Genomic DNA, 8,418 nt, shown 5'->3' with positions numbered 1-8,418 from the left:
AGGGGAAGATTTGTCCCCGTCTCTCATCGGCCCCGGTTATGACCCAACTCAAGCGGGGTTGAGCTGTCGGGAACAGCGAAAGAGAGCGATCGTCGGGAACGAATCGCGAACGACCCCGAATGTTTGGGTGATAGCCGGTGGATTTACCGCTTCAGCGGCGATGAGCTCGCCGGGCGTCGGGGGTTGTCAGGGGGCATGGCGTAATGCCACCTGACACGTTCACCGTTTGCAGAAGTGGCAGTGATAATCCACCTTACGGGTGAACGGAAAAACAATGGAATGGAAGAGTACCCCCTTACTGGGTTTTAAAGAGGAGGCTAATCAACTCCATGTCTATGGCAATAGTCACCCCATTAAACTCACATGCGCCGCTACAATCTTCCAGCCTGACGAAAACCTTACCCAGGTCTGCATCTGGCGGCCGACTTTATCGCTGCCTTCGCGTGTAAACTCGGTGCTTGCCACCGCCAGCTCGTCGCTAAATGTCGTGATGACGGTATTTCTCAACTGGCGATCCAGCCCCTTCGGCGAACGCCCGTTGCGGAAAGCGCGGATCTGCTCGATGCCATACAGGTTTTCCGTTGCGCCGTAGCGCACGGTGCGGGCATCCTCCCAAAACAGCTCATCCAGAACGGCGACGTCGTTGGTAATCAGCGCCTGCTCATAGCGATAAAATGCCGCAGTCACTTCGTTTAAAACGGCCGGGCGGTCAATATTATCTCGCATCATTTAACTTACCTTTGTCTGTAAAATACCCTGAATTTCCAGTCGCCGTGCGGCTTGCAGGCAAGTGTCTTCCCGCCACGGCGCGGCAATTAATTGCACGCCAATCGGTAAACCGCTGGCCGCGATCAGCGGGGCGCTGACGACCGGCAGTCCGAGGAAAGAGATCGGCTGCGTCAGGATCCCCATACTGGCTTTGACCGGGATCTCCTGCCCGTTGATATGCATGGTTTGCTGGCCGATAAGCGTGGCGCTGCAGGGCGTGGCGGGGGCAATAAGCAGATCAAAATGGTCAAATAGCGGCAGCGTGCGATCGCGGAACCAGGCGCGGAAGCGCTGGGCCTGTGTGTACCAGGCCGACGGCGTCATGGCCCCGGCCAGCAGGCGTTCGCGTGAATTAGGTTCGAAGCGTTCAGGACGGGTACGCAGGGCAGGCAGGTACTGATTGCCCCCTTCGGCGGCGGTCAGCAAAAAAGCCGCCGAGCGGGCGAGATCGGCTTCCGGCATAGAAACCTTTTCCGAGGCCTGGAGCGCTTTGGCTACCCGGCTAACGGCCTCTTTTGCATCTGCATCACACCAGTTTTCGAAGAAGCCATCGAGCACCGCCACGCGAAGCGGCGTATCACGATCAAGCGCTGTATAAACGGGCTCAATGGCGCGGGAGGCCTGAAAAGGATCGCTGCCGTCATAGCCTTGCAGCACATCGTAAACCGCCGCGACATCCTCCACGCTACGTGCCAGCGGGCCAATATGATCGAGGCTGGCGACAAAGGGATGGCTGCCGCCGCGCGACAGGCGGCCAAAGGTAGGTTTCAGGCCAACAAGCCCGCAAAGTGACGACGGGACACGGATCGAGCCGTTGGTGTCGGTGCCGAGGGTAAAATTGACCATCCCGGCAGCGACGGCGGCGGCCGATCCGCCGGAAGAGCCGCCCGCAATGCGTGCAAGATCGTGTGGGTTTTTGGTTGCGCCGTAATGGCTGTTTTCCGTAGTGAAGCCGTAGGCGTAGGCATCCATATTCACTGCGCCGCTCAGCATAGCGCCTGCTTTTTGTAGCTGAGTTATGGCGAAGGCATCGGCCGTGGCAGCGGGCTCTGCGGCAAACAGCTCGGCACCGGAAAGGGTAGTCAGCCCTTTAATGTCGAAGATATTTTTTACTGCGTAAGGCACGCCCGCCAAAGCGGGAAGCGCGCTGCCGCTGGCAATCAGCCTGTCGAGCGACGCGGCTTCTTCCAGCAGGCGAGACTGGGTCACCCCGGTAAAGGCGTTAATTTGCTGATTCTGCTGCTCAATTCTGGCCAGCGTTTGTTGGGCCAGCTCGGTTGCCGAAAAGGTTTTGTCCCGCAGCCCCTGACGAGTCTGGCGAATAGAAAGGGCGGTCATAGTGAATAGACTCCGGCGGTTTCCTGACGATCGGGAAGCGGAAATGCCATCAGCGGCTCCGCCATGGCCGCAATGCGCGCCAGCTGAAACTCCAGCTCTTTCCGGCGTTCGTCGGTCAGCGGTACGGCGAGCAGTTGCTCCATAAGCGCAATGTAGTTCTGCCAGTCAAAAGAAGGTTGATTCATCAGTATGTTCCTCAAAAACCTGCGGCGCTGCCGTTGCTGCGCGGATCCCACGCACCTTCAAGCATGCCATTAGTGTGCCTGACGATGGCGCCAGCGTGGCCGACGACTTCGCTGAATGCGGGCAGCGTTTCTACCTCGTGGCCCAGGGCCTGGAGTTCGGTAAAGGTGTCGGGGCTGAAGCGGCTTTCAAGCTTAAGGCTGTCGGAAGCTTGCCCCCAGGTGCGGCCCAGCAGCCAGCGCGGGGCGGAGATCGCCTCCTGCAGGTTGATGCCCTGCAGCACGTAGCGGGTAAATATCGTCGCCTGAGTCTGCGGCTGCCCATCGCCGCCCATCGAGCCGTAAACCAGCGTTCTGCCGTCGGCGAGCCTTGCCGCCGCCGGGTTCAGGGTATGGAACGGTTTTTTGCCCGGAGCCAGCGCCAGCAAATGGTTTGGGTCCAGGCTGAAAGAAGCGCCTCTGTTTTGCCAAAGCACGCCGCTTTTTGGCAGCACAACGCCGCTGCCAAACTCGTGATAGATACTTTGAATAAACGACACGGCCAGACCGTTACCGTCGATAACGCCCATCCAGACGGTGTCACCGGGGCCTTTGCCTTTGCCCCACGGCGCGGCGGTTTTGTCGTCAATTTGCCCGGCGAGCCGATCGAGTGATTCGGGATCTAACAGGTTCTGTATTGACGTGGTGATGTGGCGCGGGTCGGTGATATGCACGTCGCGCAGCGCAAAGGCCTTTTTGGTCGCTTCGACAATACGGTGCACTGTCTGTACTTCATTTGCATTTGCCATGGATAAGCGATCGGTGATGCCGAGGATCGCCAGCGAAACCAGCCCCTGAGTGGGCGGAGCGAGATTGAAAACCTCACCTGCCTGATGTTCAAGCCGCAGCGGCTTCGTGCGCGTTGCCCGGTGCTCAGCAAGGTCAGCCGCGGTAATCGGAAGTCCCAGCTCCGCCAGCTCTTCGGCAATAACCGAGGCCAGCGGGCCGCGATAAAAACTGTCCAGGCCTTCCTGCGTCATACGCGTCAGGGTTGCCGCTAGCCGAGGCTGCGTGAACCGGCTGCCGGTCGCCGGAACTTCGCCGTGCTGCAGGAAAGTGTCAGCAAAACCCGGTACATCGGCCAGTTCGGCATATTTGCTTTGCGTCGCATTCGCCTGAGAAGCGGTGACAGGAATACCGTCAGCCGCATAGCGAATCGCATCGGCCATCAGGCGCGAAAGAGGCAACTGCCCGCCGCCAATCTCCGATGACACTTTCAGGGCTTCTGCCCAGCCGCTGACGGTGCCGGGCACGGTCAGTGCGGCCCGGGTGCCGCGATGGGGAATGGCGCGTTCTCCCCGGTAGAAATCCAGTGACGCCAACGAACCGGCGGCGCCGCTGGCGTCGATGGCGACAGGTTCGCCCTCCGGGGGAACAATCAGCCAGAATCCGTCGCCACCGATGCCGTTCATATGCGGGTAAACCACCGCGATGGTGGCGGCCGCGGCGACCATGGCTTCAATGGCATCGCCACCGTGACGCAGGACGGACAGCGCGCTTTCAGAGGCCAGATGATGGGGCGCAACCGCCATGCCACCGGGGGCCATATTGCTTTGCATGTTTTTCTTCTCTTGCAGGTATTCCGCTCGGGTAGGGAGTCAGAAGCAAGAGATGTTCCAGGTTGACGAAGATCGTTTCACTGTGTCAGGCTTCGGTGAAACAAAAGTTACAGGAGTCATCATGAAACAGTTAGACGAGCGCTTGCGGGCTTCATGGGCATTATTTTCCCCGCAGGAACAGCGCGTGGCCTCGTTCATTGTTGACCATTTTGATGACTTGATTAGCTATAACAGCGCCGAGCTGGCGCGGCTTTCAGGGGTATCAAAGGCTACCGTGAGCCGCCTGTTTAAACGGCTGGGCTATGAGCGCTATAAAGACATGCGCGAAGAGCTACGCACCCTGCGTCAGAGCGGCATGCCGCTGACGGAGAATCGCGATGCGGTACAGGGCAACACGCTGCTGGCACGCCATTACAAGCAGGAAATGGCGAATCTCACTCACCTTGTTAATCAGCTGGAAGCCAGCCCGTTTGCTGAAGTAATCAACGCGCTGGTTAATGGCAAACGCATATTTATCATTGGGATGAGAAACTCATGGCCGGTGGCAGTGCACTTACGCCAGCAGCTGTTGCAGACTCGCAGCGGCGTATTGCTTCTTCCGCAGCCGGGGCAAACGCTGGCGGAAGAGTTGGTCGATATTGGCCCGGAAGATTGCGTGGTCACCGTGGCGTTTCGTCGCCGGCCGCGCATTATCAAGCCGCTGCTCGCCAGTTTACAGCAGCGCGGTATACCGCTGGTGGTGCTGAGCGAGTCTGCTTCGTCAGGGCTGGCTGCGTATTCGCGCTGGCATCTGAGCGCACCGCTCGACAGCGTTTCGGCGTTTGACAGCTACAGTAGCGCCATGAGTCTGGTGAATTTACTGGCAAATGCGGTACTGCATGAGTCATTGACCAGCGGGCGTCAGCGTATCCATAATATCGCCGAATTGTATACAGAGCTGGATGAGCTCGAACAACGTTAATGCTCCTCGCTGGTGCAGTTGCACGCTGCGGGGGAGCCAGAATGGATCATCGTTTTTACTCCACCCTGTTTTTCCGTGCTGGCCCTGATAACGCCAGCCGGAAAAAAATTTGCCTGCGGCTGGCACATTAGTTGCAAAAGAAGCTTACAAGAATCTTTTGTTTCAATCTCAGACTCAAGGAATCGCCATGTTTGATATTCAGCACTTCCCACAGATCAATCCGCCGCACCGTTTGCTGATGGGGCCTGGCCCGATCAACGCCGATCCGCGCGTGCTGCGCGCGATGGCGAGCCAGCTTATTGGCCAGTATGATCCGGTCATGACGGGCTATATGAATGAGGTAATGGTGCTGTACCGTGAGCTCTTCCGCACGGAAAACAAGTGGACGATGTTGGTGGACGGCACTTCCCGCGCCGGGATCGAGGCCATTTTGCTGTCGGCTATTCGGCCTGGTGATAAAGTGCTCGTGCCGGTATTTGGCCGCTTTGGTCACCTGTTGTGTGAGATTGCCCGCCGTTGCCGCGCCGAAGTGCACACCATTGAAGCGCCGTGGGGCGAAGTGTTCAGTCCGCAGCAAATCGAAGATGCCATCAAAGCGGTGAAACCTCGCTTGCTGCTGACCGTGCAGGGCGATACTTCCACCACGATGCTGCAGCCGCTGGCCGAGCTCGGTGAGATCTGTCGCCGTCACGGCGTGCTGTTTTACACCGACGCCACGGCATCGTTTGGTGGAAATGAACTGCTCACCGATGCCTGGGGACTGGATGCCGTTTCCGCCGGGCTGCAAAAGTGCCTCGGCGGCCCGTCAGGTAGCTCACCGGTAACCCTTAGCCCGCAAATGGAAGAGGCCATTCGTCGCCGTAAATGCGTGGAAGAGGGCATTCGCACCGCGGCCCATCAGGACGGGGACGAAGAGATGATCTACTCCAACTACTTCGATCTGGGCATGGTCATGGATTACTGGGGGCCGGAGCGCCTGAACCATCACACCGAAGCCACCAGCATGCTGTTTGCCGCCCGCGAGTGCGCCCGTATCATTCTCGAAGAAGGTCTGGATGCCGGTATCGCCCGCCACGAGCTGCACGGCAGGGCGATGGTGGCGGGGATCCAGGGCATGGGGCTGGAAACCTTCGGCAACCTTGACCACAAAATGAACAACGTCCTTGGCGTAGCGATCCCAGCCCAGGTTCACGGTGAGGAAGTGCGCAAGCTGTTGCTGGAAGACTTCCATATCGAGATCGGCACCTCCTTTGGCCCGCTGCAGGGCAAAATCTGGCGCATTGGCACCATGGGCTATAACGCCCGCAAAGACTGCGTGCTGCAAACGCTCGCCGCGCTGGAAGCGGTACTTAACCATCTCGGCTTTAAAAGCGTGCAGGGTGAAGCCATGCAGGCGGCGTGGAACGTTTACGCGCAGGGTGCCCGCTAATGGTCGCGCCGCTTATGGATGTGAGTTATGCAGAGGTTGCCGCCCAGCGCGTCATGGACAGGGCCGACCAGCTGGCCGCCATCAGCGAAAGCGCGGGGCAGCTGACTCGCGTTTACCTTTCCGTGCAGCATCTGCGGGCGAACCAGCTGGTGGCCGGCTGGATGGCGCAAACGGGCATGACGACCTGGCAGGATGCTGTGGGCAATATTTGTGGGCGCTATGAAGGTAAGCAGGAAGGCGCGAAGGCCATCCTGCTGGGCTCGCACCTTGATACGGTGCGCAACGCCGGGCGCTACGACGGCATGCTTGGCGTTCTGTGCGCGCTGGAAGTGGTCGCGTATCTGCACCAGCACAACCTCCAGCTTGAACAGGCTATAGAAATTGTTGGTTTCGGCGATGAAGAGGGAACGCGCTTTGGGATCACATTGCTGGGAAGCCGTGGGCTAACCGGCACCTGGCCCGGGCACTGGCTGAACTGTGAAGATGCCAGCGGCGTCAGCGTGGCCCAGGCAATGGTTCTGGCTGGTCTGGATCCCTCGCGCATTGCCAACGCAGAGCGTCCGAAAACTGACTTTAGTGCCTACCTGGAGCTGCATATCGAGCAGGGCCCGGTGCTGGAAGAAGAAGACCTGGCGCTTGGCGTGGTAACGGCGATTAACGGCGCGTGCCGCCTGAACTGCAGTTTTACCGGTCACGCCGGTCATGCGGGGACGGTACCGATGGCGCTGCGCAAAGATGCGCTGGCCGCCGCCGCCGAGTGGATGACATTGATTGAAACGACCACTCGCCGCTATGGCCCTGATGAAGTCGCAACGGTGGGAACGTTAAGCTGTGCGCCCGGTGCGGTGAACGTCATTCCCGGTGACGTTAAGCTAACGCTGGATATTCGCAGCCCGCACGATGAAAGCCTGGAACGTTTGCTGAATCAGCTTCTTGCTGAAGGCGAGGCGATTGCGGCCCGGCGCGGAGTTCAGTTTAGCGCGGAAGCCTACTATGCTATCCCGGCCACCCCGTGTGATGCGAAGCTCCAGGCCACGCTGGCACAGGCGGTCAGTGACGTTCAGGGACGCTGCCTTTCGCTACCAAGTGGTGCAGGGCACGACGCTATTGCTATCGCTGAACGTTGGCCGAGCGCGATGCTGTTTGTCCGCTGTGAGAAGGGGATTAGCCACCATCCGGCAGAGGCGGTGATCGAAAGCGATGTGGCGCTTGCCGTCCAGGCTTTCACTCAGGCCGTGACAAAACTGGCAGGGGAATAGCAGAATGCCGGCCTGAGCAGGCCGGCATTCTACTCACTACAAACTGAACGGATCGGCATCCTGCCATGCCGGGAACTTCTCCCGGTATTCTCTCAGCGCGATCAGCGAGAGATCGGCATCCAGCCTTGCCGCCTGGTGAGGCTCGGCGCTGGCAAGGATCTCGCCCTGCGGGCTGATAATCCGGCTATCACCACGGTAATGATGGCCGTTGCCGTCGGTGCCTACGCGGTTACAGCCTGCGACATAAGCCTGATTTTCAATGGCGCGCGCCTGCAGCAGGCTTTGCCAGTGCAGTGAGCGTGGGGCTGGCCAGTTGGCGACGTACAGCGCCAGGTCGTAGTCGTTGCGGTTGCGTGACCACACCGGGAAGCGCAGGTCATAGCAAACCAGCGGTAAAATTCGCCAGCCGCGCCACTCAATAATCACGCGTTCTTCACCGGCCTGGTAGTGATGATGCTCATCCGCCATGCGAAAAAGGTGGCGCTTATCGTAGAAATGCACTTTGCCGTCCGGCTGTACCAGCAGGAAGCGGTTAACCGGCCCGCGCTCGGTTTGCAAAGCCGCGCTCCCGGCGATCATCGCCTGAGTTTGCTGGGCTTTGAACTGCATCCAGTCAACCACTTCCTGTTCAGGCATAGACTGCACGGCAGCTTCCATCGCGAAACCGGTGGTGAACATTTCCGGTAAAATAATCAAGTCACGCCCGCGTACGCCCTCCAGCAGCACATCAAAGTGACGCAGGTTTGCGGCACCGTCCATCCAGACGAGCGGTTGTTGCAGAACGGAAACTTTCAGACCAGACACAATCGGCAGCCTCTTAGCAGAATATTTCTTTCACTGTAGCACGAGAAAACGCGCTTTTGTTGGCAATAAAAGGAGTGAT

General features: G+C 58.9%; 9 protein-coding genes. 4 read left to right on the top strand and 5 right to left on the bottom strand.

The window, feature by feature from the left end; translation table 11 throughout:
• The coding region (locus tag VGM55_RS04255) for a hypothetical protein (protein ID WP_331634672.1) at positions 1-214 on the top strand (214 nt) is incomplete at its 5' end.
• Between the two features lie 131 nt (positions 215-345).
• Here the strand turns inward: VGM55_RS04255 and hpxZ are convergent.
• From hpxZ to VGM55_RS04235, 4 genes are read right to left on the bottom strand one after another with little or no spacing between them, the layout of a single operon-like run.
• Positions 346-729 carry an oxalurate catabolism protein HpxZ gene (gene hpxZ, locus VGM55_RS04250; RefSeq protein WP_154188677.1) on the bottom strand — a complete coding sequence of 128 codons (384 nt, stop codon included), beginning with the start codon at positions 727-729 and terminating at the stop codon, positions 346-348.
• Complete coding sequence (locus VGM55_RS04245; RefSeq protein WP_154188676.1) at positions 730-2,106, bottom strand: AtzE family amidohydrolase; 1,377 nt, start codon at positions 2,104-2,106, stop codon at positions 730-732. It abuts the gene before it with no gap.
• Positions 2,103-2,291 (bottom strand): oxalurate catabolism protein HpxX, encoded by a 189-nt coding sequence (gene hpxX, locus VGM55_RS04240; RefSeq protein ID WP_038475350.1) that lies wholly within the window; start codon positions 2,289-2,291, stop codon positions 2,103-2,105. The genes VGM55_RS04245 and hpxX overlap by 4 nt, the downstream gene beginning before the upstream one ends.
• Before the next feature lie 11 nt (positions 2,292-2,302).
• Positions 2,303-3,886, bottom strand: a complete 1,584-nt coding sequence (locus tag VGM55_RS04235; RefSeq protein ID WP_331634670.1) for a gamma-glutamyltransferase family protein — start codon at positions 3,884-3,886, stop codon at positions 2,303-2,305.
• A gap of 121 nt (positions 3,887-4,007) precedes the next feature.
• Between VGM55_RS04235 and VGM55_RS04230 the strand changes: the two genes are divergently transcribed.
• From VGM55_RS04230 to hpxK, 3 genes are all read left to right on the top strand, one after another.
• Positions 4,008-4,847 carry a MurR/RpiR family transcriptional regulator gene (locus VGM55_RS04230; RefSeq protein ID WP_154188674.1) on the top strand — a complete coding sequence of 280 codons (840 nt, stop codon included), beginning with the start codon at positions 4,008-4,010 and terminating at the stop codon, positions 4,845-4,847.
• Between the two features lie 187 nt (positions 4,848-5,034).
• Positions 5,035-6,276: an alanine--glyoxylate aminotransferase family protein gene (locus VGM55_RS04225; RefSeq protein WP_331634668.1), complete on the top strand. Its 1,242-nt coding sequence runs from the start codon at positions 5,035-5,037 to the stop codon at positions 6,274-6,276.
• The gene (gene hpxK, locus VGM55_RS04220) at positions 6,276-7,535 is read left to right on the top strand and encodes an allantoate amidohydrolase (protein WP_331634666.1); all 1,260 of its coding nucleotides are present in this window, start codon (positions 6,276-6,278) and stop codon (positions 7,533-7,535) included. Before VGM55_RS04225 ends, hpxK begins: the two co-directional genes overlap by 1 nt.
• 36 nt (positions 7,536-7,571) lie before the next feature.
• Here the strand turns inward: hpxK and VGM55_RS04215 are convergent, their stop codons facing one another.
• Positions 7,572-8,339, bottom strand: a complete 768-nt coding sequence (locus VGM55_RS04215) for an amidohydrolase (protein WP_331634665.1) — start codon at positions 8,337-8,339, stop codon at positions 7,572-7,574.
• Positions 8,340-8,418 lie beyond the last annotated feature (79 nt).

Origin of the sequence: Cedecea sp. (assembly GCF_036500665.1) — a bacterium.
Taxonomy (GTDB): Bacteria; Pseudomonadota; Gammaproteobacteria; order Enterobacterales; family Enterobacteriaceae; genus Cedecea.
This window is presented reverse-complemented; position numbering and strand designations above follow the sequence as displayed.